The sequence below is a fragment of the Amycolatopsis sp. VS8301801F10 genome (assembly GCF_046195355.1).
In the GTDB taxonomy this organism is placed as follows: domain Bacteria; phylum Actinomycetota; class Actinomycetes; order Mycobacteriales; family Pseudonocardiaceae; genus Amycolatopsis.
Genome location: NZ_CP176065.1, coordinates 4,589,328 through 4,614,747 on the forward strand (window position 1 = coordinate 4,589,328; position 25,420 = coordinate 4,614,747).

At 71.6% G+C, this 25,420-nt stretch carries 19 protein-coding genes; 17 read left to right on the top strand and 2 right to left on the bottom strand.

The window, feature by feature from the left end:
* Nucleotides 1-113: 113 nt before the first annotated feature.
* The 5 genes from F9C11_RS22030 to F9C11_RS22050 are packed head-to-tail and all read left to right on the top strand — an operon-like array spanning nucleotide 114 to nucleotide 11,890.
* Nucleotides 114-5,882 (top strand): SDR family NAD(P)-dependent oxidoreductase, encoded by a 5,769-nt coding sequence (locus F9C11_RS22030; protein ID WP_409186770.1) that lies wholly within the window; start codon nucleotides 114-116, stop codon nucleotides 5,880-5,882.
* The gene (locus tag F9C11_RS22035; RefSeq protein ID WP_409186771.1) at nucleotides 5,876-9,721 is read left to right on the top strand and encodes a beta-ketoacyl synthase N-terminal-like domain-containing protein; all 3,846 of its coding nucleotides are present in this window, start codon (nucleotides 5,876-5,878) and stop codon (nucleotides 9,719-9,721) included. The genes F9C11_RS22030 and F9C11_RS22035 overlap by 7 nt, the downstream gene beginning before the upstream one ends.
* On the top strand, nucleotides 9,718-10,008 hold the full coding sequence (locus tag F9C11_RS22040) for an acyl carrier protein (RefSeq protein WP_238605367.1): 291 nt from the start codon (nucleotides 9,718-9,720) through the stop codon (nucleotides 10,006-10,008). Before F9C11_RS22035 ends, F9C11_RS22040 begins: the two co-directional genes overlap by 4 nt.
* Nucleotides 9,996-10,772: an alpha/beta fold hydrolase gene (locus F9C11_RS22045; RefSeq protein WP_409186772.1), complete on the top strand. Its 777-nt coding sequence runs from the start codon at nucleotides 9,996-9,998 to the stop codon at nucleotides 10,770-10,772. The genes F9C11_RS22040 and F9C11_RS22045 overlap by 13 nt, the downstream gene beginning before the upstream one ends.
* Nucleotides 10,748-11,890 (top strand): glycosyltransferase, encoded by a 1,143-nt coding sequence (locus F9C11_RS22050; protein WP_409186773.1) that lies wholly within the window; start codon nucleotides 10,748-10,750, stop codon nucleotides 11,888-11,890. Before F9C11_RS22045 ends, F9C11_RS22050 begins: the two co-directional genes overlap by 25 nt.
* Here the strand turns inward: F9C11_RS22050 and F9C11_RS22055 are convergent.
* The gene (locus tag F9C11_RS22055) at nucleotides 11,887-12,720 is read right to left on the bottom strand and encodes an ABC transporter permease (protein WP_409186774.1); all 834 of its coding nucleotides are present in this window, start codon (nucleotides 12,718-12,720) and stop codon (nucleotides 11,887-11,889) included. The genes F9C11_RS22050 and F9C11_RS22055 overlap by 4 nt on opposite strands.
* Complete coding sequence (locus tag F9C11_RS22060) at nucleotides 12,717-13,652, bottom strand: ATP-binding cassette domain-containing protein (RefSeq protein ID WP_409186775.1); 936 nt, start codon at nucleotides 13,650-13,652, stop codon at nucleotides 12,717-12,719. The genes F9C11_RS22055 and F9C11_RS22060 overlap by 4 nt, the downstream gene beginning before the upstream one ends.
* Before the next feature lie 254 nt (nucleotides 13,653-13,906).
* On the opposite strand from F9C11_RS22060, the gene F9C11_RS22065 reads away from it, so the two are divergent.
* From F9C11_RS22065 to F9C11_RS22120, 12 genes are all read left to right on the top strand, one after another.
* Nucleotides 13,907-15,550 (top strand): DUF6801 domain-containing protein, encoded by a 1,644-nt coding sequence (locus tag F9C11_RS22065; RefSeq protein WP_409186776.1) that lies wholly within the window; start codon nucleotides 13,907-13,909, stop codon nucleotides 15,548-15,550.
* A 109-nt stretch (nucleotides 15,551-15,659) separates the two neighbouring features.
* Nucleotides 15,660-16,400: a hypothetical protein gene (locus tag F9C11_RS22070; RefSeq protein WP_409186777.1), complete on the top strand. Its 741-nt coding sequence runs from the start codon at nucleotides 15,660-15,662 to the stop codon at nucleotides 16,398-16,400.
* A gap of 59 nt (nucleotides 16,401-16,459) precedes the next feature.
* Nucleotides 16,460-17,191, top strand: a complete 732-nt coding sequence (locus F9C11_RS22075) for an MlaE family ABC transporter permease (RefSeq protein ID WP_406643124.1) — start codon at nucleotides 16,460-16,462, stop codon at nucleotides 17,189-17,191.
* Nucleotides 17,192-18,007, top strand: coding sequence for an MlaE family ABC transporter permease (locus tag F9C11_RS22080; protein ID WP_409179249.1), 816 nt, complete (start codon nucleotides 17,192-17,194; stop codon nucleotides 18,005-18,007). It begins immediately after the preceding gene.
* On the top strand, nucleotides 18,004-19,197 hold the full coding sequence (locus F9C11_RS22085) for an MCE family protein (protein ID WP_409179250.1): 1,194 nt from the start codon (nucleotides 18,004-18,006) through the stop codon (nucleotides 19,195-19,197). Before F9C11_RS22080 ends, F9C11_RS22085 begins: the two co-directional genes overlap by 4 nt.
* Nucleotides 19,194-20,210 (top strand): MCE family protein, encoded by a 1,017-nt coding sequence (locus F9C11_RS22090; RefSeq protein ID WP_409179251.1) that lies wholly within the window; start codon nucleotides 19,194-19,196, stop codon nucleotides 20,208-20,210. The genes F9C11_RS22085 and F9C11_RS22090 overlap by 4 nt, the downstream gene beginning before the upstream one ends.
* A complete protein-coding gene (locus F9C11_RS22095) occupies nucleotides 20,201-21,217 on the top strand; it encodes an MCE family protein (RefSeq protein ID WP_409179252.1) in 1,017 nt (338 codons plus the stop codon). Before F9C11_RS22090 ends, F9C11_RS22095 begins: the two co-directional genes overlap by 10 nt.
* Complete coding sequence (locus tag F9C11_RS22100; RefSeq protein WP_409179253.1) at nucleotides 21,217-22,215, top strand: MCE family protein; 999 nt, start codon at nucleotides 21,217-21,219, stop codon at nucleotides 22,213-22,215. Before F9C11_RS22095 ends, F9C11_RS22100 begins: the two co-directional genes overlap by 1 nt.
* Nucleotides 22,212-23,183, top strand: coding sequence for an MCE family protein (locus F9C11_RS22105; protein WP_409179254.1), 972 nt, complete (start codon nucleotides 22,212-22,214; stop codon nucleotides 23,181-23,183). Before F9C11_RS22100 ends, F9C11_RS22105 begins: the two co-directional genes overlap by 4 nt.
* Nucleotides 23,183-24,289 (top strand): MCE family protein, encoded by a 1,107-nt coding sequence (locus F9C11_RS22110; protein ID WP_409179255.1) that lies wholly within the window; start codon nucleotides 23,183-23,185, stop codon nucleotides 24,287-24,289. The genes F9C11_RS22105 and F9C11_RS22110 overlap by 1 nt, the downstream gene beginning before the upstream one ends.
* Entirely contained in the window at nucleotides 24,286-24,792 is a 507-nt protein-coding gene (locus F9C11_RS22115) for a hypothetical protein (protein WP_409179256.1), read from the top strand. The genes F9C11_RS22110 and F9C11_RS22115 overlap by 4 nt, the downstream gene beginning before the upstream one ends.
* The gene (locus tag F9C11_RS22120) at nucleotides 24,789-25,406 is read left to right on the top strand and encodes a hypothetical protein (RefSeq protein WP_409179257.1); all 618 of its coding nucleotides are present in this window, start codon (nucleotides 24,789-24,791) and stop codon (nucleotides 25,404-25,406) included. Before F9C11_RS22115 ends, F9C11_RS22120 begins: the two co-directional genes overlap by 4 nt.
* Nucleotides 25,407-25,420 lie beyond the last annotated feature (14 nt).

Below are 25,420 nucleotides of genomic sequence, written 5' to 3' on the forward strand. Positions count from 1 at the left end.
TACGCTCCGCGGCAATTATCCCCGGCCGGTATTGCTTTTTCCGCAGTCGATGCGTTATTGCTGTAAACGGTTCCGCGGTGATCACCGCCCGCCCCGCTACAGGAGGTCAGCCGATGGTCGAGCTCGTCCCGCCGTCGCACGCTCGACGGCTGCGGTGCCTGGGCGTCGGCGACCCCGACACGGTGGCGTCCGTCGCGCGCGGAGGAGGATTGGGCGTGCTCGACGGGACCGACCCGGTGGAGCTGCGCCTGGTCGCGGCCCGGGTCCGCGTGCCTTACGGCGTGCGCACGGACGGTCCGTTGCCCGAGGGCGCGGCCTTCGCGATCCGGACGAAAGCCCCGTGGCAGGGCGCGCTTGCCGAGGTGCCGGACGCGGCGACCGCCGCCGAAGCGGTCCGCGGCGGTGCGCTCGGGCTCGTCGCCGGTATCGGCGACCTGAGTGATTTCGTTTTCCTGCAACAGCTTCTGGGCAAGTTCGACCTTCCGGTGTGGGGCCGGGTGGCGGGCACGCGGACCGCGGTGGGCGCGCTCGCCGGAGGCGCGGCGGGGGTGGTCCTGCCGTCCGCGACCGAGGAAGGCGTCCGCCGGATCATCGGGGCGGAGCTGCCCTCGCCCGCGCTGGGCGATCGGTTGTGCCGCACGCTGGGCACCGCGCTGCCGATCGTGCAAGGCCCGATGACGCGCGTCAGCGACCAGCCCGCGTTCGCCGCCGCGGTCGCGGACGAGGGCGGGTTTCCTTTCGTCGCGGTCGCCACCGCGAACGGCGCGCGCACGGCGGAGCTGTTGCGCGGCACCGCCGAACGGCTCGGCGACCGGCCGTGGGGCGCGGGCATCCTCGGCTTCGTTCCCGACGACCTGCGTGCCGAGCAGCTGGCCGGGATCCGGGCCGCCCGGCCGCGGTGCGTGCTGATCGCCGGCGGGAAACCGGGGCAGGCCAAGGCTTTGGAGGCCGAGGGCATCGCGACGTTCCTGCACGTTCCCTCGCCGATCCTGCTCCGGCAGTACCTCGACGCCGGAGTGCGCCGGTTCGTCTTCGAGGGAGCCGAATGCGGCGGGCACGTCGGCCCGCGGTCGAGCTTCGCGTTGTGGGAAGAACAGCTGGCGGTCCTCGCGGGGGAGAAGGACGTCGAGGTGTTGTTCGCGGGCGGGATCCATGACGCCCGTTCGGCCGCGATGGTCGCCGCGATGGCGGCCCCGATCGACGGCGCGGGCGTTTTGCTGGGCACGGCGTACCTGTTCACCAAGGAAGCCGTGCGGCACGGCGCGATCACCCGGCTGTTCCAGGAATGCGTGCTCGCCGCCGACACCACCGTCACTCTCGAAACCGCGCCAGGCCATCGCACGCGCTGCCTGCTCAGCCCGTACACGACGGAATTCGGCCAGCTCAAGGCGAGTCTGTCCGACGTGCCGGCGCGGGAAGCCTGGCAACGCCTCGAAGAGCTGAACACCGGACGGTTGCGGATCGCCAGCAAGGGCGTGCGCCGCGACGGAACGCGGCTGAGCGCGCAAACCCAGCTCTCCGAGGGGATGTACCTGGCTGGAGAGGTCGCCGTCCTGCGCGACCGCCGGACCACGATCGCGGAGCTGCACGCCGAAGTCGCTTCCGGGCAGACGTTCGCGCGACCCGTCGAAGCCGCGGAAACCTCGAGCCGGGACATCGCGGTCATCGGGATGGCCGGCGCCTTCGCGGGCGCACCCGACCTCGACGCGTTCTGGTCGAACATCCTGCGCGGCGCGGATTCGGTGACCGAGGTGCCGCCCGAGCGCTGGGATCCGGAAGTCTACTTCGGACAGTCGACGTCGAAGTGGGGCGGCTTCCTGCCGCCGCTGCCGGTCGACCCGCTGGACTACGGCATTCCGCCGTCCGCGATGAGCAGCATCGACCCGGCGCAGCTCGTGTCGCTGGAGATCGCGCGCCGCGCGCTCGCCGACGCCGGGTACGAAAACCGGGAATTCGACCGGGAACGCACGAGCGTCGTCTTCGGCGCCGAGGCAGGCGGCGACCTCGCCAACGCGGGCACGCTGCGCTCGCTGCTCGACGGCTACTTCGAAGAGGTCCCGCGCGAACTCCGGGACCAGCTGCCCGAGCCGACCGAGGACACGTTCCCCGGCACGCTCGCCAACGTCATCTCCGGCCGGATCGCGAACCGGCTCGACCTCGGCGGAGCCAACTACACCGTCGACGCCGCCTGCGGGTCTTCGCTGGCCGCGCTGGATCTCGCGGTCAAGGAACTGCGCACCGGAACCAGTTCGCTCGTCCTGTGCGGCGCGGTCGACCTGCACAACGGCATCCACGACTACCTGATGTTCACCGCCGCCGGCGCGCTCTCGCCCACCGGGCGGTGCCGTCCGTTCGACGCGGACGCCGACGGCATCGCGCTCGGCGAGGGCGTCGCCTGCCTGGTGCTCAAACGGCTCGCCGACGCCGAACGCGACGGCGACCGGATCTACGCCGTGGTCAAGGGGGTGGGCGCGGCGAGCGACGGGAAGGCGCTGGGGCTCACCGCGCCGCGCCCGGAGGGACAGGCCCGCGCGCTGGAACGGGCCTACCGCGACGCCGGAGTGTCCCCAGCGGACGTCGGGCTGGTGGAGGCGCACGGCACCGGCACGGTCGTCGGCGACGCGACCGAACTGCGCACGTTGACGCGTTTCTTCGCCGAGGCCGGGGCCGAGCCCGGTTCCTGCGCGCTCGGCTCGGTCAAGAGCCAGATCGGCCACACGAAATGTGCGGCCGGGCTGGCCGGGCTGATCAAGGCGGTGCTCGCGCTGTGGCACGAGGTCGTCCCGCCGACCCTGCACCTGGCGAAGCCCAACCCGGCCTGGGACGCGGCGGCCAGCCCGTTCTCCTTCACGACCTCGGCCCGGCCGTGGGCGGCGCCGGCCCGGCTGGCCGGAGTGAGCGCGTTCGGCTTCGGCGGCACCAATTTCCACGCCGTGCTCGGCGCGGGCCCGGTCGCCCCCGACCGGCGGCATGGGCTCCGCGACTGGCCCGCCGGAACCGCGGAGATCCTGGCCGGAATCGCCACCGCCGCGGCCGATCCCGGCAAGGTCGCGTTCCTGTTCCCCGGCCAAGGCAGCCAGCGCGTCGGCATGCTCGCCGAGCTGTTCGTGCACTTTCCCGAGCTGGCCGACCTCCTGCGTCTCGCCCCCGAGGTCGCCGCCACCGCCTTCCCTCCGAAAGCGTTCGAGCCCGATTCCCTTGCCGCACAAGAGAACGCGCTGACGGACACCCGCGTCGCGCAGCCCGCGCTGGGGCTGGTCGAAACGGCGGTGGCGCGGCTGCTGGACCAGGTCGGCGTCCGGCCGGACCTCCTCGGTGGGCACAGCTACGGCGAGCTGGTCGCCTTGTCGGTCGCGGGCGCGTTCGACCCCGAGACGCTCGTGCGGCTCAGCCAGGCCCGCGCGAACGCCATCGCCGACGTCGCCGCGCCCGGCACGATGGCCGCGGCCAAGGCGTCGCGCGACGTCCTCACCCCGACGCTGATCGGCCCGGACGTCGTGGTGGCCAACCACAACGCGCCCGGGCAGAGCGTGCTGTCCGGACCGGTTCCCGCGGTGGAGCGGGCGGTCCGGCGGCTGCGGGAGACCGGGATCGCGGCCAAGCGGATTCCCGTGGCCTGCGCGTTCCACAGCCCGCTGGTCGCCGGAGCGGGCGACGTCTTCGCCGCCGCGCTCGCCGGGGAGGACCTTTCGGCGCCCCGGCTGCCGGTGTGGTCGAACCGGACCGCCCGGCCCTACGAGGACAACGTCCGCGGCGAACTCGCCGCGCAGATCGGCGCGCCCGTCCGGTTCCTCGACCAGATCGAAGCGATGTACGCCGCAGGCGCGCGGACGTTCGTCGAGGTCGGGCCCGGCCGGGTGCTGACCGGGCTGGTGGCGGAAATCCTCGGGGACCGCCCGCACACCGCCGTCGCCTGCGGACCGGATCTCAACGGGTTCCTGACCGCGTTGTCCCGCCTCGCACAAGCGGGCGTGGCCGTGCGCACCGAACGGCTGGCCCGGCCGCCGCGCCCCGAACCCGCCGCCACCGCCTGGGCCGTCGACGGCCGGTCCGTCCGCGCGCCCGGCGCCGAAGTTCCCGCCCTCCCGCCTGCCCGACGGATACGGAGCACCGCGATGACCGAACCCGCCCCCAGCCGCGACCAAGCGGTCGTCGACTTCCTGCGCACCGCCCGCGAACTCGTCGCGGCGCAACGGGACGTGTTGCTCGGCTACCTGGGTTCGACGCCGGTCGCACCTGTTCCGGCCGCTCCGGCCCTGGCGCCGGCGGCGGCCCCGGTGGTGGTCGAGGAAGCGGAACCCGCCGAGCGCGCGGCAGCTCCGGAGGACGTGCTGGCGACGGTGATCGGCGTGATCGGCGAACGCACCGGCTACCCGGCGGAGATGATCGCGGGCGACCTCGACCTCGAGGCGGACCTGTCGATCGACTCGATCAAGCGGACCGAGATCGCCGGAACCCTGCTGGGCAAGCTGGGCTTGCCCGCCGACGACCGCACCGACCAGCTCAGCCGCGACCGGACCGCGAACGCCCTCGCCGCGCACCTGGAGAGCTGGCTGTCGCCCGCCGCGAAGGCCGCCGCGCCGAAACGGTACCGGCTGGCCAGAACGGCGGTCCCGCTCGACCCGGATCCCGCGCGGCTGCGCGGAAAGTCCGTGGCGGTGCTGGGCGACGACGAGTCCGTGCGCGAGGCTTTCGCCGGTGCCGGAGCGAAAATCGGCACCGGTGCCGCGGACCTCACCGTGCTGCTCGCCGACGGCGTCGAGGCCCCCGAGCTGTTCGCCCGGCTCAAGGCAGTGCGCGGAGACGTCCTGATCGCGGCGGAACCGGGCGCGGCCGGGCTTCGCGGCCTGGTCCGCTCGGCCGCGCTGGAACGCGAGGGGACCACCCGGCTCGTCGAGGTCGCACAGGACCGCGCGAAGGTGCTGGTCGACGAAGCCCGCAGCGACGGGCCGTCCGTCGTCTGCCACGACCGCGACGGCCGCTTCACCCTCGAACCGCGGCCCCAGGACCTCGGCTCGCTGGCCTATTCCGGGGCCGGGCCGGGCGGCGGCGAACTCGCCGCGCTGAACCTCGGGCCGGATTCCCTGGTGCTGCTCGTCGGCGGGGCCCGCGGGATCACCGCCCGCGCGGCGGTCGCGTTCGCCGGGTCCGGCTGCCGGCTCGAACTCGCCGGCCGCACCCCGTGGCCCGGCGAACCCGACGACCTGCCCGCCGATCCCGCCGCGATGCGGGCCGTGCTCGCCGGGCGCGGCGGGTCGGTGTCCGACATCGAACGCCGGGTGCGGACCGTTCTGGCGCAGCGCGAGATCGGCCGCACGCTCGACGAGATACGCGCCGCGGGCGGCGACCCCGCGTACCAGCCGCTCGACGTCTGCGACGCGAACGCCGTGCACCAGCTCGTCAAAGACCTCGTGGCGCGGCACGGCCGGATCGACGGCGTGGTCTTCGCCGCGGGCGTGATCGACGACAAGCTCATGGCGGACAAGGACGAGCAGTCGTTCCGCACCGTTTTCGAGACCAAAGCGGACGGTGCGCGGGCGTTGCTCTCGGCGTTGACGGAATTCGGCGTCGAACCCGGCTTCGTCGCCTTCTTCGGCAGCATCGCCGCGGTGCTCGGCAACCGCGGCCAGACCGACTACGCCGCGGCGAACGACGTGCTGGAATCGCTGAGCACGAGCTGGCCCGGCCGGGCGGTCACTGTCCATTGGGGACCGTGGGCCCCGGACGGCGGCCACGGCGGGATGGTGTCGCCGGAGCTGGCCCGCGAGTACGAGCGCCGTGAGGTCGCGCTGCTCGACCCGGACGAGGGCGTCGCGGCGCTGCTGCGCGAACTCGCCTACGGAACCGATCGCGCCGTCTTGTACACGGCATCGCTGTGGTGAGGCAGGAACCGGTCGCGATCGTCGGGATGGGCGTGTTCCTGCCCGGTGCGTCCACTGTGGACCAATACTGGCGGAACCTCGTCGAAGGCGCCGACGCCGTCACCGAGATTCCGGACGATCGCCGCGATCCGGCGTTCCACGGGCAGGACGGTTCCGCGCCGGACCGCACGCACGGCCGCCGGGGCGGGTTCGCTCCGGACACGCTCGAATTCGACCCGGCCGCCCACGGCGTGCCGCCGACCTCCCTGACCGGCATCGAGCCGGACCAGCTCACCGCGCTCGCGGTCGCCGCGGCCGCGGTGGACGACGCGGGCGGCCTCGGCGGGCTCGGCGACCCCGAACGGATCGGCGTCGTGCTCGGCCGCGGCGGTTATCTTTCGCCGGGCCTGCAAGGGTTCGACCAGCGGGTCCGCACGGTCCGGCAGATCGCCCGCACGGTCGGCGAGCTGGTCCCGTCCGCCGGGCCGGACGTGCTCGACCGGCTGCGCACGGCGCTGCGCGAAACCCTGGGCGAGTTCCGGCCGGAGACCGCCGCCGGGCTGGTCCCCAACCTCGCCGCGGCCCGGGTGGCCAACCGGCTCGACCTCGGCGGCCCGGCCTACACCGTCGACGCCGCGTGCGCGTCGTCGCTGGTCGCGGTCGACCAGGCGATCGGGGAACTGGCCCGGGGCCGCTGCGACGCCGTCCTGGCCGGCGGCGTGCACCAAACGCACGACGACACGCTCTGGTCGCTGTTCACCCAGCTCGGCGCGCTGTCGCCGAGCCAGCGGATCAGCCCGTTCTCGCGCGAGGCCGACGGAATGCTGATCGGGGAGGGCACCGCGATCGTCGTGCTCAAGCGGCTGGCCGACGCCCGCCGCGACGGCGACCGCGTGTATGCCGTGCTCCGGGGCAGCGGCACGTCGAGCGACGGCCGCGGCGCGAGCTTGCTCAGCCCGTCCGTCGCGGGCCAGACCCTCGCCTTGCGCCGGGCCTGGGAGGGCATGGACCCCGCGGGAATCGGCCTGCTGGAGGCGCACGGCACGGCCACCCCCGCCGGGGACGCGGCCGAGTTGACCACCGTCGCCGAGGTGTTCGGCACGACCAGCGGTCCGCGCGCCGTGCTCGGTTCGGTCAAGTCGATGATCGGCCACACGCTGTCGACGGCCGGGGTCGCCGGGCTGGTCAAGGTGGCGCTCGCACTGCACCACGAGGTGCTTCCGCCGACCCTGCACTGCGGCGACCCGAACCCGTTGCTCGACAAAACGCGGTTCCGCGTGCTGGCCGAAGCGGAGCCGTGGGGCGAATTGCCGCGCGTGGCCGCGGTCAGCGCGTTCGGGTTCGGCGGCGTGAACGCGCACCTGGTGGTGGAGGCGGGCGACCCGGCGCCGAAACGCAAAGCGCGCGTCACCGAGCCGGAGCGCGTGCTGCGGCTGGCCGCGAACTCGCCGGAGGAACTGCTGGAACGGCTCGACCGGCCGGGGGAGCCGGGCGAGCCGGGGGACGGGCGGTGCCGGATCGGGATCGTCGGCCCGGACGAGCGCAAACTGGCCATGGCGCGCAAGGTGCTCGGAAAGGTCGCGGCCACCGGCCGGCCATGGCACAGCGCCGACCTCTGGTGCACCACCGACCCGCTGCTGCCGCACGGGAAGACCGTGTTCCTGTACCCCGGGCTGGAAGCGGACGCCGAACCGCGCCTCGCCGACGTCGCCCGGCACTTCGGGCTCGACCGGCCGCGCTGGTCGACGGCGAACGTGCCGGCCCGCGCGGCGAGCGTGTCGGCGGCCGGGCTCGTGCTCGACCAGGCGTTGCGGCGGCTGGCGATCCGCCCGGACGCGCTCGCCGGGCACAGCGCGGGCGAGTGGACCGCGATGCAGGCCGCCGGGATGTACCGGCCGGAGCCGGATCTGCTGGACCGGTACTGGCCGGAAGGCTTCGAGCTGCCCGCCGCGGACTACCTGGTGCTGGGCTGCTCAGCCGGGCGCGCGGCCGAACTGCTCCCCGCGGATCTCGTGCTCTCCCACGAAAACGCGGCACAGCAGACGATCGTGTGCGGCCCGCCGGACGCGGTGGCGACGTTCGCGAAGTCGTGCCGCGGCAAGGGAATCGTGGCCCGGACCCTGCCGTTCCGGTCGGGTTTCCACACGCCTTTGCTGCGCCCGCATCTGGCCCCGTTCGCCCGCCTCGCCGCGGAACTGGACCTGCGCGAACCCACGGTGCCGGTGTGGTCGGCCACCACCGCGCGGCCGTATCCCGCCGAGCCGGACGCGATCCGCGAGCTGTACCTGGAGCATCTCGTGCGCCCGGTCCGGTTCCGCGAGCTGACCGAGGCCCTGCACCACGCCGGGTTCCGCGTGTTCGTCCAGGTCGGCGCCGGGCAGCTGGGCTCGTTCGTCGCCGACACGCTCGGCGACCGGCGGCACCTGGTCGTCGCGGCCGGGTCTGGCACGCGCTCCGGGCTCGCCCAGCTTCGCCGGGTCGCCACGGCGTTGTGGACCGAAGGCGGCGCACCCGATTTCGCGGCCGTAGAACCGCGGCGGATCCGGTTGAACACCGGACGGCCGCTGCTGTCGCTGGGGGAGCGGGCGCGCGGCCTGCTCGGCGACCGGCACGTGCCGGACCTGCCCGCGGGCGTGAACGGGGCGATCGCCGCGGAGTTCGCCGCGCTGCTCGACCAGACCCGCCGGACCGCGGCGGACGTCGTCGCGGCGGCCGTCCAGCGGCCGGTGGAGTCCACTGTGGACGTATCGCTCGCCGCGATGCCGTACCTGCGCGACCACCGGTTCTTCCGGCAGAGCGCCGGGTGGCCGGACGAGACCGACTTCCGGCCGGTGGTGCCCGCGACGACGCTGGTGGACCTCGCCTGCCGGGCGGTCGAACGGGCGTGGCCGGGCACGACGGCGGCAACGGTGCGCGACGCGGTGTTCTCGCGGTGGCTGATCGCCGCTCCGGCGCGGAAGGCGCCGCTGTCGCTCAGCCGCCGGGGCGACCAGGTGACTGTCGAGATTGGACCGTACGCGCTGCTGACCGTCGAGCTGGGCTCGTTCCCGCCACCGCCGCCGCGCGCCGGAATCCCCGCGCCGGAGACGCCGCCGCCGTTGCCCGCGGCCGAGATCTACGCGCGCCGCGAGATGTTCCACGGTCCGGCGTACCAGGGCTTGGCCCGGTTGACCGGTCTCGGCGAACAGCACATCCGGGGCGAGCTGGTGGTCCCGTCCGCGCCCGGCGGGCTGCTCGACAACGTGGGCCAGCTGCTCGGCTGCTGGCTGATGGCGACCCGGTCCGACGGCCTGCTCGCCTTCCCCCGCTCGATCGGCCGGATCACCTGGCACGGCCCGGAACCCGCGCCGGGCGCCCGGGTCGAGTGCCTGGTGCGGACCCGGCTGCCCCGGCCCGACGTCCTGGAGATGGACGCCGAGCTGGTGCGCGACGGCCGGGTGCTCGCGACGATCGAAGGCTGGCGGGACGTCCGGTTCCCGTGCGACCGCGCGGCCCATCGCGTGTACGCCTTCCCGGACCGGCACCTGCTTTCCGAGCGGCTGGACGGCGGGCGCGTGTCCGTCACCGACCGCTGGCCGACCGTCGCCGCGCGCGAGATCTACGCCGGTGTCTACCTCGCCGCCGAGGAACGGGCCGAATTCGCCGCGGTGGCGCCGCGCGAGCAACGCGGCTGGCTGCTGACCCGGATCGCGGCGAAGGACGCCGTGCGCGCGGAGCTGGCCGAACCGGTCTACCCGGCGGAGATCCGCGTGCACGCCGACGGCCGGGTCTCCGGTCGCGGCCGCCGGCTGCCGGACCTCGCCGTCTCCGTCGAGCTGAACGGGGACACCGCCATCGCACAACTCAGGAGCACGACATGACCATCGACCACGCCTCGGCCGTCTTCGACGTCGTCGCGGAACTGCTCGGCGAGCTGGTCGGAGACGCCGACGTGCTCGGCGTCGAGATCACTCCCGACACGACGTTCCACGAGGACCTGCAACTGGAAAGCATCGACCTGGTGACCTTCGCGAGCATCCTGGCCGAGCACTTCGGCGAGGACGTCAACCTCGCCGAGTACCTGGCGGAGAAGGATCTCGACGACGTCATCGGGCTGACCGTCGGCGACATCGCCCGGTTCGTGGGGGAGCGCACGTGCCCACGATGACGGTGAACGGGCTGCGCACCAACGTGCAGCTCGTCCGCGCCGGCGGCGCCGAGACCGTGGTGTTCCTGCACGGCATGGGAACCGACAGCCTCGCGAGCTTCTACCTGACGCTGGCGCCTCCGGTCGCGGCCGCGGGCATCGACGTGGTCAGCTACGACCTGCGCGGCCACGGCAAGACCGAGCGGCCGGAGCGGGGCTACACGCTGGCCGACTTCGTCGCCGACCTCGACGACCTGCTGCGCCAGCTCGGCATCGAGCGGCCGGTGCACCTGGTGGGCAACAGCTTCGGCGGGACGCTCGCCTACAGCTACGCGGCCGCCAATCCGGAGCGGGTCCGCAGCATCGTGTGCATCGAATCGGAGCCCGCGACCGAGGCGTGGGCCGGGAAGATGAGCGAAATCCTCGCGCACACCGTGCGCTTCCTTCAGGCGGAGGAGAGCTTCGCCTGGATCGAGGCGAACTTCAGCGCGCACCACCGGCGGCTGGCGCGGCTGGCCGCCGAACGGATCATGTCCACGAAGATGGCCGAGGAGGTGCCGCTCGGGCCGCTGCTCACCTGGGAGCAGGTGGCGGCGATCGGCTGTCCGGTGCTGTCCGTGCTGGGCAGCCACGGCTACCAGGCCGACGACCTCGAAGCGCTGACCTCGATGCTGCCGCGCGGCGAGCTGCACGTGTTCGAAGGGCAGGGGCATTCGGTGCTCGTGGAACAGCATCGCGAGGTGCGCAAGCTGGTGCTGGAATGGATCGGACGGCATTCGGCATGAGGTTCCTGCTGGTCGTCCCGCCGCTGGCCGGGCACATCGCGCCGCTGCGCGGGGTGGCGGCGGAGCTTTCCTCCCGCGGCCACGAGGTGGCCTGGTGCGGTCCTTCGCCGGAAGTGTCCGCGCTGGTCCCCGGAAAGGTGTTCGCGGCGGGGGACTCCCGGCCGTTCTCGGTGGCGCTGCGGCCTCCCGAACTGCGCGGGTTCGCCGCGCTGAAATATCTCTGGGAGTCGTATCTGGTGCCGCTCGCGGACGCGATGGTCCCCGGAGTCCAGTTCGCCGTCGACGCCTTCCGCCCCGACGTCGTGGTGGCCGACCAGCAGGCGCTGGCGGGCGCGCTGGTCGCCGCGCGAGGCGGGCTGCCGTGGGCGACGTCGGCCTCCACGTCCACCGAACTGGCCGATCCGCTCGCGTCGATGCCGAGAATCGCGTCCTGGGTGACCGGACTCCAGACGAGACTGTGCGCACGACACGGAGCCCGCGTCGCCGACCTGCGGTTCTCGCCGCACCTGGTGCTGGCCTTCACGACGCGGGCCTTGGCCGGACAGGCGCGGGTGGCGGCGCCGGTGTGTTATGTCGGCCCGATCCTCCCCCCGGCCTCCAACGGCTCCGCTCGGTCCTTTGTGGACACTAGGCCGCTGGTGGTCGTCACGTTGGGAACGTCCAATGCTTCGGCGGGACAACGGTTTCTCGCCGAAAGCGTCGCCGCGCTGGCCGGAATGCCGGACGTCCAGGGCTTGGTGGTCGATCCGACAGGCACGCTGGAAAGCGAGGAGGTCGCTCTGGCGTGGCGGATTCCGCAGGTCGAGGTGTTCGCGCAGGCGTCGGTGGTGGTCTGCCACGGCGGACACAACACGGTGTGCGAAGCCCTGGCGGCCGGGCTGCCGTTGGTGCTGGCGCCTATCCGGGACGACCAGTCGATGCTGGCCCAGCAGGTAGTGGCGGCGCAGGCGGGGGTTCGGCTGCGGTTCGACCGTGCGCGGGCGGCGGACATCCGGGACGCGATCGAATCGGCTCCGAAATACCGCGAGGGTGCGGAACGGATCGGCGCGTCGTTCGCCGCGGCTGGGGGAGCGCCGGAGGCGGCGGCCCGGTTGGAGGGTCTGGGCTCGGCGGGCTAACCGCGGTCGCGGAACGTGCGCGCGGCCAACGCGGCCCCCGCCACCGCAGCCACCCCTGCGATCGCGAGTGCCGCCGCGACCGACCAGCCGATCGGGCGGTTCAACGCCAGCGCCCGGGTCGCGTCGATCGCGTACGTCAGCGGGTTCACCGCCGACACCGTGCGGACCCAGTGCGGCATCGAGTCCAGCGGCATGTACGCGCTCGAGGAGAACATCAGCGGGAACATCACCACGAACGACGCCGCCTGCAGCGTTTCCGCCTTGCGCAGCCACGTCGTGATCGCGACGAACACCCAGCTCAGGCACCAGCCCACGACCAGCGTCAGCAGCAGCGCCAGGCTCAGCCCGAGCACCCCGCCCGCCGGGCGGAAGCCGAGGAACAGCACGCTCGCGGCCGAGGTCACGACCAGTTGCACGGCCAGCCGCGCGGAATCGGCGACGGTGCGGGCCACCAGCACCGAGGACAACGAGATCGGCAGGCAGCGCAGCCGCGCGGTGAAGCCGCCGTAGATTTCCGCCAGCAGGCCCGCTCCCGAGCTCATCGCGGTCGTCATCGAGATGTTGACCAGCGTCGCCGGCACCAGGAAGTTCACGTATCCCTGGTAAGCCGCGACGCTCGGCAGCGCGCCGACCCCGCTGAACACCTGGCTGAACAGCAGCAGCAGGACCACCGGTTGCAGCAAGCCGAAGAAGACCAGCCGCCAGTCGCCGAACGCGGTGCGCAGCGAGCGCGCGGCGAGCACGCGGACCTGTGTCCGGAAGCTGGTTTCCGGCCACGTCGGCGGATCGGCGAGGCTCGCGGCCGGCGCGCGGTGGCGGGACTGCGTCACGAGCCCGTCGCCGTCGCGTGCAGGGACAGGTACACGTCGTCGAGCGTCGGTTCGGTCACCGTCAGGTCCCGCAGCGGGGCTTCGGCCGCGTCGAGCGCGCGCACCAGCATCGTGACGTCGCCGGGGCCGCGCAGCGGGACGGTCAGCGTCTGCCCGGCACGGCCCGCCGGCAGGCCGAGGCGGGACACCGCGTCCGCCGCGCGCCGCACGGTGAGTTCGCTGCCGAGGGTCAGCGTCGCGGTCCGGCTGCCGAACCGCGCTTTGAGCTGGGCGGGCGTGCCCGAGACGGTGATCCGGCCGAGCCCGAGCACGACGACGTGGTCGGCCAGCCGGTCCGCCTCTTCGAGGTACTGGGTGGTCAGCACGATCGTGGTGCCGCGCGCGGCCAGGTCCCCGACGACGGTCCACAGCCCGGCCCGGCTCACCGGGTCGAGCCCGGTCGTCGGCTCGTCGAGGAACAGCACCTCCGGTGCGCCCACCAGGCCCGCGGCCAGGTCGAGCCGCCGCCGCATGCCGCCGGAGTAGGTTCCGGCCGGCCGGTCCGCCGCGTCCTCGAGCCCGAACGACGCGATCAGCTCGGCGGCCCGCGCCCGTGCCTGCGCCGGGTTCGCGCCCAGCAGCCGTGCGATCAGCACCAGATTCCCGCGTCCGGAAAGGGCGTCGTCGACCGCGGCGAACTGCCCGGTGACCCCGATCCGCCGCCGGATCGCCCTCCCGCGCCGGACGACGTCGTGCCCGCAGACCCGGGCGGTGCCCGAGGTCGGCCGGGTCCGCGTGCTGAGAATGTCGATCAAAGTGGTTTTCCCGGCGCCGTTGTGCCCGAGAATCGCGAGCACCGTCCCCGGGGCGACGGTGAGGCTGATTCCCGCGAGCGCGGTGACTTCGCGGTACTTTTTGCCGAGGTCCGTCACGGCGATGACCGGCGGGCGCATGGCCGCTCCTTCCCTTTCCCCGCAACGTAACGAGCCGCGGCTGGGAAAAGCAAGGAGCCAGCGGCCGGCTGTCCTGCGCGTAACAGTTTCCCGTGCGGCGAATAGCACGCGCGTGACAAGTACTGAAGCCGGTGACCCTTTTCTTTTCCGGGCACTCCGACCGGGGTGACAAGAAATTGCCCGTCAGTTGTTGTGGCGGCAATCCCGGAGGTATTTTCCGGAAACATTGTCCCGATTCCCCGAGGTGACGAGTCGTGAAGTTTCCGTGGAAGCCGAGAAAAGCGGCCGGTGCGCTGGCCGTCCTGACCGTCGCGAGCGCCGCGGCGGCCGCGACGCTGGCCGGGGCCGGGCTGTCCCAGGCCGCGCCGGCCAGCCTGACCCTGAACTACACCTGCCCGTTCCCGCTCATCGGCGACCAGGTGCTCGCGGTGAAGATCGACACCAACCTGCCGGACAACGCCGTCGCGGGCTCGGCGTCCACCCCGATCAAGTTCGACGTGGACGTCACCGTCCCGGAAACCGCCACCGAAGGGCTCGCCCTGGTCGGCGCGACGACGCTGGACGGCTCGGCCAAGGCGGCGGCCCAGCTCAAGTACCCCGTCGACAAAACGCTGAACCTCGGCCTGCCGCTGACCATCCCGTCGACGCAGGTGCCGCCTTCCGGCGCGTTCCACGTCAAGACGAGCGGCCAGGCCCCGGCCGTGACCTTCCCCAGCGCCGGTACCGCGTCGGTGACCGTCGGGAACTTCAGCACGACGATGACGCCGCGCACCGCCTCCGGCCAGCCGACCGACCTCGGCACGTTCACCTCGGACTGCGTCGCCGTCCCGGGACAGAACCAGCAGCTGGGCACCTTCGAAATCAAGCCGGGCGGCGGAACCAGCACGACCCCGACGACCCCGACCTCGTCCACCCCGACCTCGTCTACCTCGTCTACCTCGGCGACCGTGCCGACCTCGCCGACGTCGTCCACCGAGCCGACCCAGCCCACGTCCCCGACCCAGCCGACGTCGTCCACCGAGCCCACGCAACCGACCCAGCCCACCTCGACGCAACCGACGTCGACCCAGCCGACTTCGCCAACCCAGCCAACGTCGTCCACCGAGCCGACCCAGCCGACTTCCCCCACGCAGCCGACGTCGTCCACCGAGCCCACGCAGCCGACCTCGCCGACGCAACCCACGTCGTCCACCGAACCGACCCAGCCCACTTCGCCCACGCAGCCCACGTCCTCGACTGAGCCCACCCAGCCCACGTCCCCGACCCCACCGACCTCATCCACCGAGCCCACGCAACCGACCCAGCCGACCTCGCCGACTCAGCCGACCTCGCCGACCTCGCCGACGCAATCCACGGAACCGACGACCCAGCCCACCACGACCCCGCCGAGCACCACGAAATTCACCTACTCGCTCCGCGGCAAGACCACGCTCAAGCAACTCCGCGCCACCCTGCCCCTCGGCCCCGGGCGGCTCGAAGCGAAACTCGACGCGGCCGCGGGCAAGTTCGACGCCCAGTTCGCCTTGCCCACATCGGACGTCTACTTCCTGTTGTTCGGCTTCCTCCCGGCCTCCGCGACGGTCAAGCTGAGCCAGGCAGGCCCGATCGACGGCACGTTCTCCGGCGGTACAGCCAAGGCGAACGCGAAGGTGGACGTCCGGCTCGCCAAGGTGCGGCTGTTCGGCTTCCCGATCCTGAGCTCGGACTCGTGCCGCACGCGAACCCCGGCCGACGTGCCGCTCTCCTCGGCGCCCGGGTTCGACCCCGCCGCGGGCGGCAAGCTGACCGCGACCTACACCGTCCCGGCGTTCACCGGCTGCGGTTTCCTCACCGGCCTGATCACCGATCTCGCCTCCGGTCCGGGCAACAAACTGGACGTGACGCTCACGCGGAGGTGAAGTGCGCCCGCGAAAACGCCGACCGGCGTGACAAGAACACGGAAACCCCTGTGCCGCAACGAGAATCGTCAGTAGCTTCGGGAGGAACGTCTTCGATGAGGAAGTCCGAATGTCTGCGCTGACCCGGTTCTCGCTGCCGCTGGTACTGGTGCTGGCCGCGTTGTCGCTGGGCTCCGCGCAAGCCGCGCCCGGCGACACCGCGCCAGCACCGGCCGCCGCTAATTTCCCGGTCGGCTTCTATGTCGGCGACGCGCAGCAGCCGACCACCAGCCGCGTCGCGAAGCTCGGTTCGGAGATCAGCTTCCCGCAGGGCCGGTTCGACGGCGCCCTGCTCGGCCTCAGCGGCCGCGTCCCGTTGACCGGCAAGCTCAGCATCCCGGTGACCGAAAGCTATTTCGTCGCGTTCCGGTTCATGCCGGCCACCGCCACGGTCGAACTCGTCCCGGCCGGCGACGTCACCGGCAGCACCCAGGTGCTGACCGGCAAGGACACCAACTGCAAGAAGACGCAGACCAACCTCTGCGCCGATTCCGAGGTCACCGCGAAGGTCTTCGTCAAGCTGTCGAACGTCAAAGTGGACGGCAAGCCGCTCGACGTCGGCCCGGACTGCCGCACCGCGCAACCCGCGGAGGTGACGCTGAAAGCCTTGCTGCCGCTGGCTTTCCCCGCTCCGCCGGCGAAGGTGACGACCACGTTCACGACGCCGCCGTTCGCCGGCTGCGTCGGCCGCGAGGACCTCAGCCGCTTGTTCACCGGGCTGGTTTCCGGCCCGGGCAACACCTTGGTGACCGATCTGGTGCTCCGCTGCGTCGGCAGCTCCGGTCCGAACGGATGCGGGACGGCGTCGTGACGACGCTGTTGGCCGACCTCCCGCGACGGGCGGCGAGCGGCCTGCGCGAATTCGGCCGGATGTGCGCGATGGGGCTGGACATCATCCTCGCGATGTTCCGCCGCCCGTACCAGGTCCGGGAATTCGTGCAGCAGTTCTGGTTCATCGCGAGCGTGTCCATCTCGCCGGCGATCCTCGTCTCCATCCCGTTCGGCGCGGTGATCTCGCTGCAGCTCGGCTCGCTCACCAGCCAGATCGGCGCCCAGCAGTTCAACGGCGCGGCGAGCGTGCTGGCCGTCGTGCAGCAGGCCAGCCCGATCGTCACGACGCTGATCATCTCCGGCGCGGGCGGCAGCGCGATCTGCGCCGACCTCGGCGCGCGCACCATCCGCGAGGAGATCGACGCGATGGAGGTGCTCGGCGTTTCGGTGATCCAGCGCCTGGTCGTGCCGCGCGTGCAGGCCGCGGTGCTCGCGTGCGTGCTGCTCAACGGCCTGGTCAGCGTGGTCGGCGTGCTCGGCGGCTATTTCTTCAACGTGATCGTCCAGGGCGGCACCCCCGGCGCGTATCTGGCCAGCTTCAACGCCCTCGCGCAGCTGTCCGATCTCGTGGCCAGCTCGGTGAAAGCGGTCATCTTCGGCTTCCTCGCCGGGGTGGTGGCGTCCTACCGCGGCCTGAACCCGAAGGGCGGGCCGAAGGGGGTCGGCGACGTCGTCAACCAGTCGGTCGTCATCACCTTCCTGCTGCTGTTCTTCGTCAACACCGTGCTGACCGCCCTGTACCTGCAACTCGTTCCGGCGAAGGGAACCTGAGTGGTCAACCTCAGCAAGCCCGGCGACAAGCTGTTCGACCTCGGCGACCAGCTGCTGTTCTACGTCCGCGCGATCGCGGCCGTCCCGCTCGCGGTGACCCGCTACTTCCGCGAAGTGGTGCGGCTGCTGGCCGAGGTGACGTTCGGCAGCGGCGCGCTCGCGGTGATCGGCGGCACGATCGGCGTGATGGTCGGGCTGTGCGTGTTCACCGGTGTCACGGTGGGGCTGCAGGGGTTCAGCGCGCTCAACCAGATCAACATCTCGGCGATGACCGGGTTCCTGACCGCGTATTTCAACACCCGGGAGATCGCGCCGCTCGTCGCCGGGCTCGCGCTTTCGTCCACTGTGGGCAGCGGGTTCACCGCCCAGCTCGGCGCGATGCGGATCTCCGAGGAGATCGACGCGCTCGAGGTGATGGCCGTGCGGAGCATGCCCTACCTCGTCACGACGCGGATCGTCGCCGGGTTCATCGCGATCATCCCGTTGTACGTCATCGGCTTGCTGATCTCCTACCTCGGCTCCCGGCTGACCACGGTGGTCTTCTTCGGACAGTCCGGCGGCACCTACGACCATTACTTCACGCTGTTCCTGCCGCCGGGCGACGTGCTGTGGTCCTTCGGGAAAGTGCTGGTCTTCAGCGTCGGAGTGATCCTCACGCACTGCTTCTACGGCTACCGGGCGAGCGGCGGCCCGGCCGGGGTCGGCGTCGCGGTGGGCCGGGCCGTGCGGACGTCCATCGTGCTGATCAGCGTGCTCGACCTGTTCCTGTCGCTGGCGATCTGGGGCGCGACGACCACGGTGAAGGTGTCCGGATGAAGCGGCTGGCCACGCAGCTGGCCGGGGTCGCGTTCCTCGGCGTGCTCGCCCTTCTCGGCTGCCTCGCGGTGGCCGTCTACAACAAGGATTTCGACGACTCCGCGCTCGTGACGCTCGAGGCCGACCGGGTCGGGAGCCAGCTCGCGCCGACGGCCGAGGTGAAGGTCAAGGGCGTGCCCTTCGGCGAGGTGCGGGCGGTGCGCAGCACGGCGTCCGGAGCCGAGATCGACCTGGCGCTCGACCCGGCGAAAATCGGGCAGCTGCCGGGAAATGTCTCCGCGCGGCTGCTGCCGAAGACGGTCTTCGGCGAGCGGTACGTCAACCTCGTGCTGCCCGCTCGGCCGGTCGGTGCGCTGCGCGCCGGCGACGTCATCGCGCAGGACCGCTCGGCCAACGCGATCGAGCTGGAGCGCGTGCTCGGCGATCTGCTGCCCTTGCTGCGGGCGGTCCAGCCGGAGAAGCTGAACAGTTCGCTCGGCGCGATTTCGCTGGCCCTCGACAATCGCGGAAAGCCGCTCGGCGACAGCATTGTGCGATTGCAGGACCTGCTGGCCAAGCTGAATCCGTTGCTGCCGCAGTTCAAAGCGGACATCACCGGGCTCGCCGACGCGGCCGGCGTCTACACCGAAGCGGCGCCGGACATCCTCCAGGCGCTGAGCGATTTGTCGACCACCGCGAAGACCATTGTGGACACTCGCGGGCAGCTGGACAGCCTCTACTCGAGCGTGACCGGAGCCGCCGGGAACCTGAACGACTTCCTGCGGAAGAACGCGGGCAACCTCATCGGGGTTTCCGCCGCCAGCCGCCCGTCGCTGGAACTGCTGTCGCGGTACTCGCCCGAATTCCCGTGCCTGTTCGACGCGGTCGACCGGCTCAAACCGCTGATGGAGAAGGCTCTCGGCAAGGGCACCAGCGAACCGGGCCTGCACGTGACACTGACCGTGCAGAACCCGCGCGACAAGTACGTGCCCGGCCGGGACAGCCCGCGCTTCGACGCGGCCGGCGGCCCGAAGTGCTACGGCGGCGGCGCGGCCCCGGGGGCGGCCGACGGCGATCTAGGCCCGGCGAACTCGCCGGGGGAGCGGCGGCTCATCGCCGAACTTTTGAAGCCCGCACTGGGTGAAGTGCCCGACTGGAGCAGTGTCCTCATCGGACCGGCACTGCGCGGAACGGAGGTGACTGTCCGATGAGGAGCGTCGCGGGACCCGCGTTCAAGGGCTTGGTCTTCTTTGCCGTCACCGTGTGCGCGACCGCGGTGCTGGCGATCACCATCGCCAATTCGAACGTCGGCACGACGGTCGGCTACACCGCCCGGTTCACCGACGCGACCTCGGTCAACCCCGGCGACGAGGTCCGCATGGCGGGCGTGCGGATCGGCCAGGTCGACGAGGTGCGCGTGGTCGAGCACCGGCTCGCCGACGTCGCCTTCTCCGTCGACCGGACCCACCGGCTCACCGCCGCGGCCTCGGTCGTCATCCGCTACCGCAACCTGGTCGGGCAGCGCTACCTCTCGGTCGACCCCGGGCCTTCCGGAGCCGCGCCGGCGCTCGCCGACGGCGCGCTGATCCCGCCGGACAAGACGAAACCGGCCCTCGACCTGACCACCCTGTTCAACGGCTTCAAACCGCTTTTCCAAGCCCTGTCGCCGAAGGACGTCAACCAGCTGTCCTTCGAGATCGTCCAGGTCCTGCAAGGCGAAGGCAGCACGATCGAAAGCCTGCTGCGGCACACGGCGTCGCTGACGTCCACTTTGGCCGGAAAGGACGCCGTGATCGGGAAGGTGATCGGCAATCTCAACACGCTGCTGGACACCGTGAACGCGCAGGGCGACCAGTTCGACGCGCTCGTGGACACGACCGCGCAGCTCGTCACCGGCCTCGCCGCGGACGCGAAACCGATCGGGCAGGCCATCGGCGGGCTCGGCGAGCTGACCACGTCCACCGCCGGGCTGCTGCAGGCCGGCCGCCAGCCGCTCAAGGACAGCATCGCCGCGCTCGGCGACCTGTCGAAGAACCTCGCCGACAACACCCCGGTGTTCGAGCAGTTCCTCGGCAACCTGCCGAAGAAACTCGACCGCATCGGCACGATTTTCTCCTACGGCTCCTGGGCGAACTTCTACCTCTGCTCGGTGCAGACGGACGCCAAGCCCGCGCCCGGCGGGCCGATGCCGGGCATTCCGGTGACCGCTGCGAGGTGCCGGTGAAACCGCCCCGGATCAAGCCGTTCCGGCTGCGCAACCCGATCGCCGTCGGCGCGGCGACCGCGCTGCTGATGGCGCTCGTCGGCGCCGCGACCTTCTTCTCCGACGACCTGCCGATCGTGGGCGGCGGCACGACCTACCGGGCGGAGTTCCGCGAGGCCGCCGGGCTCAAGCCGAACGACGAGGTCCGGGTCGCCGGGGTGAAGGTCGGCGAGGTCACCGGCGTGGGGCTGGCGGGCGGCCGCGTCGAGGTGCGGTTCCGCGTCAAGGACGCCTGGGTGGGCAACCGGACGACCGCGGCGATCAAGATCAAGACGCTGCTGGGCCAGAAAAACCTCGTGCTCGACCCGGTCGGCGACGGCGAGCTGGACCCGGACCAGCCGATCCCGGTCGAGCGGACGAGTTCGCCCTACGACGTCACCGCGGTGTTCAACGACCTCGCCGGAACGGTCGGCGCCATCGACACCGGCCAGCTCGCGCAGGCGTTCCGCACGCTGTCGGAGACGCTCGGCGCGTCGGCGCCCAGTGACGTCCGGACCGCCTTCACCGGGATCGCCGCCCTGTCGCAAACGCTTGCGTCCCGCGACGACGAGCTGGTGAAGCTGTTCCAGAACACCAACAAGGTGTCGAAGACGCTCGGCGACCGCTCCGGCCAGATCCAGGCCCTGATCCGGGACGGCAGGACGCTGCTCAAGGAGCTGAACGACCGCAAGGACGCGATCGCGAAGCTGTTCAGCGGCGTCAAGAACCTGTCGGTCCAGCTGCGCGGGCTGGTCGCGGAGAACCAGAAAACCCTGGGGCCCGCGCTCGACCAGCTCGACCGCGTCGCGACCGTGCTCCAGCGCAACCAGGGCCGGCTCGAGGACAGCCTGCGGTTGGCCGGCCCGTTCTACCGGCTGCTCGGCAACGCGGTCGGCAACGGCCGCTGGATCGACACCTACCTGTGCGGCCTGGTGCCGAACGGCGGTACACCGGGCAGCTGCCTGCCACCGAAGAACGGGGGACGCTGATGGCGCACCAGCTCATCGACCTGGGAGCCCAGGCCCGCCGCCGGGCCAGGTTGCGCGCGCTCGCGCTCGGCGTGGTGTGCGCGCTGCTGGTCACGGCGGGATGGCAGGTGGCGACCGCGCCGCGCGAGCGCACGGTGACCGCGTACTTCAGCGCCGCCGTCGGCATTTACCCGAACTCGGACGTGCGCGTCCTCGGGGTGGCCGTGGGCTCGGTGTCCACAGTGGAGCCGAACGGCACGGACGTCAAAGTGACCATGACGCTCAAGCCGGATGTGCAGCTGCCGGCAGGAGCCGGAGCGGTCGTCATCACGCCCAGCCTGGTCGCCGACCGGTATGTGCAGCTCACGCCGGTCTACACCGGCGGTCCCGAACTGGCCGACGGCGCGTCGATCCCGCGCGAGCGCACCGCGACGCCGGTCGAGGTCGACGATCTGCTGCGCAGCCTCAACCAGCTGATGGCGGCGCTCGGCCCGCAGGGGGCGAACAAGGACGGCGCGGTCAGCGACGTCCTGACTCGATCGGCCGAATACCTGAACGGCAACGGCCAGACAATCGGGCAGGCGATCAAGAACCTCGGCGAATTCGCCCGCGCCGCGAGCGATTCCAAGGACGACCTGTTCAGTTCGGTGGACAACATCAGCAAGTTCACCGCGATGCTCGCCGCCAACGACGGGCAGGTGAAGCAGGCCATCGCGCAGCTCTCCTCGCTCAGCAAGGTCCTCGCCGACCAGCGCGACCAGTTCTCCGGCGCGTTGACCGAGCTGACCCAGGCGCTGGGCGTGGTGCAGGGATTCGTGAAGGACAACCGGGGCAAGGTGCAGTCCGATGTGGACAAACTGGCCGGCGTCGCGAAGGTGCTGGCGAACCAGAAGGATTCCCTCGCCGAAGCGCTGAGCGCGGCCCCGAACGCGCTGACGAACGTGCTCGGGGCCTACGACCCGGACACCGGCCTGATCAACGGCCGCGGCAACCTCCTCGAATTCCCGGAGACGAAATGAAATCCCTGGCGAAGGCCGCCGCGGTGCTGACGCTGGTCCTGGCCACCACCGGATGCGGGACCGGCGTGAGCGTGTACGACCTCCCGCTGCCCGGCGGCGCCGCGCTCGGCGACCACCCGATCCACGTCACCGCGAGCTTCACCGACGTGCTGGACCTGGTGCCGCAGTCCGGCGTCAAGGTCAACGACGTGCCGGTCGGCCAGGTATCGAAGGTGCAGCTCGCCCCGGACGGGCACAGCGCGGTCGTGGACCTGGTCCTCAACGGCGACGTCGACCTCCCGGCCAACGCGGTCGCGCGGCTGCGGCAGGCCAGCATCCTCGGCGAGAAGTTCGTCGAACTCGCCCCGCCGCCCGACGCGACCCCTTCGGGCAAACTGGTCGACGGCACGGTCATCCCGCTCGACCGATCCGCGCTGACCCCGCAGATCGAAGAGGTCTTCGGCGCGCTTTCCCTGCTGCTCAACGGCGGCGGCGTCGCCCAGGTCCAGAACATCAGCCACCAGCTCAACGCCGCACTCGGCGGCAAGGAAACCGCGGCGAGGAGCCTGCTGTCCAGTTTGGACACTCTGGTCAAGGGGCTCGACGAACAGCGCGGTGAGATCACCCGGGCGATCGAAAGCGTCAACCGGCTCGCCGAAACGCTCAACGCGCACACCGACCGGATCACCGCGACGCTCAACGGCCTGACCCCCGGCATCAGCGTGCTCAACCAGCAGCGGGAGGCGCTGGTCGGGATGCTCAAGTCGCTCGACGGCCTGACCTCGGTCGCCGTCAGCACGGTCAACCGCAGCAAGGACGACCTCGTCGCCGATCTCCAGGCGCTCGCGCCCTTGCTGCGGCGGCTGGCCGATTCCGGGGACAAACTGCCGAAGGCGATGGAGATGATCTTCACCTTCCCGTTCCCGGACGCCGCGCTGGACGCGATCCGCGGCGACTACCTCAACGGCTTCCTGAAGACGGGCCACTGATGCTGACCCGGTTCGTGCGTGTCCAGGTGACGTTGTTCGTCGTCCTCGCCGTCGTCGGCGTGGCCTACGTCGGGGCGACTTACGCCGGTCTGGACAAGGTGTTCTTCGGCCGCGGCTACACGGTGAAGGCCCAGTTCCCGACGGGCGGCGGCATTTTCACCAACGCCGAGGTCACCTACCGGGGCGTGCCGATCGGCCGGGTGGGCCAGCTACGGCTCATCCCCGCCGGGATGGAGGCGGATCTCGAGATCGACTCCGGCACCGCGCCCGTCCCGGCCGATACCGAGGCCGTCGTCGCCGATCGGTCGGCGGTCGGAGAGCAGTACGTCGACCTGCGGCCGCGCACGGCGGGCGGCCCGGTATTGCACGACGGTTCGGTGCTCACCCAGGACCAGACGAAAATCCCGCTCCCGGTCGACACCGTGCTGTCCACTGTGGACTCTTTCGCCGCGTCGGTGCCCAAGCCCGCACTGCGCACCGTCGTCGACGAGCTGTACAACGCGACCTCCGGCGCCGGTCCCGCCCTGGACCAGCTGGTCGGCCGCGGCATCGAGTTCGTGCAAGCCGCGAGCGAGCACGTCGCGCCGCTGACCCAGCTCGTCACCGACGCGCACACGGTCCTCGACACCCAGGTACAGCAGGCGGACGCGATCCGCAGCTTCGGCGCCAACGCCAAACTGCTCGCGTCGACGTTGAAGCAGTCCGACGGCGACCTCCGCAAGCTCATTCCGGCAGTGCCCGCCGCCGCGAACGAGGTCGGTTCGCTGATCCGCGATTCCGGACCGCAATTGGGTGTGCTGCTCGCGAACCTGCTCACCACCGCGGACGTCCTGGAATCCCGGCAGAACGGGATCCGGCAGCTGCTGATCACCGCGCCGCGGGCGGTCGGCGCGGTCAGCTCGGTCGTCCGGCCGGACGGGGCGCATTTCGGCTTGTCGCTGTCTTTCTTCGATCCGCCTCCGTGCACCACCGGGTATGCGACGCCGTATCGCGACGGTCTCGACACCTCGACGAGACCGCTGAACACGGCCGCGCGCTGTGCGCTGCCGAAGGGCGACCCGACGAACGTGCGCGGCTCGCAGAACGCACCGGGAGGACAGCCGTGAGGATTTCCGCTTCCCTGGGCCCGATCGCCGCCGCCCTCGCGACCGCGGCGGCCGGATGGTCCGGGTACGCCTGGTGGCAAGCCGCGCACGACGACGGCGTCGCGCGCGCAGTCGTGCGGGAAGACGCGTTGCAGGCCGGGCGATCCGCGATCGCCGGACTGACCACTTTGGACTACCGGCAGGCCGCGGCCGGCTACCAGCACTGGCTGGACGTGTCCGGCGGCGCGCTGCACGACGAGCTGGCGCAGGACCGGCAGGGCAGCCTGGACCGGGTCGCGCAGGCGAAAACCGTCACCGTCGGGAAGGTCACCGACGCCGCGGTGACCGAAGTGGACCCTGGTGCGGGCACGGCGAAGCTGATCACGTCCGTGGAACTGGCGGTCACGCCCGAGGGCCAGGAGGCGGTGACCAAGCGTTCCCGGTTCCAGGCCGACCTTCGCCGGACACCGGACGGTTGGCGGGTCACCGCATTGGGCCAAGTTCCGGCAGGGGAGGCGCCGTGACCACGCGGACGAAGAAGCGGGCCGTCAAAGTGGCCGGACGCTACCGGGATCCGGTGCCGCCGGAACCGGACGCGCCGGTCGACGAGCCGGTCGAGGAGCCGGTCGAGCCCTTGCCGCGGAAACGCCGGGCACGCCTGGTGTTCCCGGCCGTCGCGATCGTGCTGGCCGCGCTGGCAGTGTGGTTCACCGTCGAGGCCCGCGACACGAACGCGGTGCTGGCACACAACACCGCGCTGTCCGACGTGTCCGGCACCGCGGACGCGGGAAAGCAGATCAGCGCCGCACTCGGCACGCTTTTCTCCTACCGCTACGACGATCCGGCCCGCAACGACCGCGCGGCCAAGGACCTGCTGACCGGCCCCGCACTCACTCAGTACTCCCGGCTGTTCGGCCAGGTCCGCCAGCTCGCGGCCGAGCAGAAGCTCGTGGTGACCTCGACCGCGGTCGCGTCCGGAGTGAAACTCCTCGACGGCGACCGCGCGGCCCTGCTGGTGTTCCTCGACCAAACCGGCACCCGAGGCGACGGACAACGCAGCACCGGGGCCGCGCAGCTGAGCGTGACCGCCGAGCGGACGGGCGGGAAGTGGCGGATCACCGGGATGTCCGCCGCCTGACCCGCACCGCACCT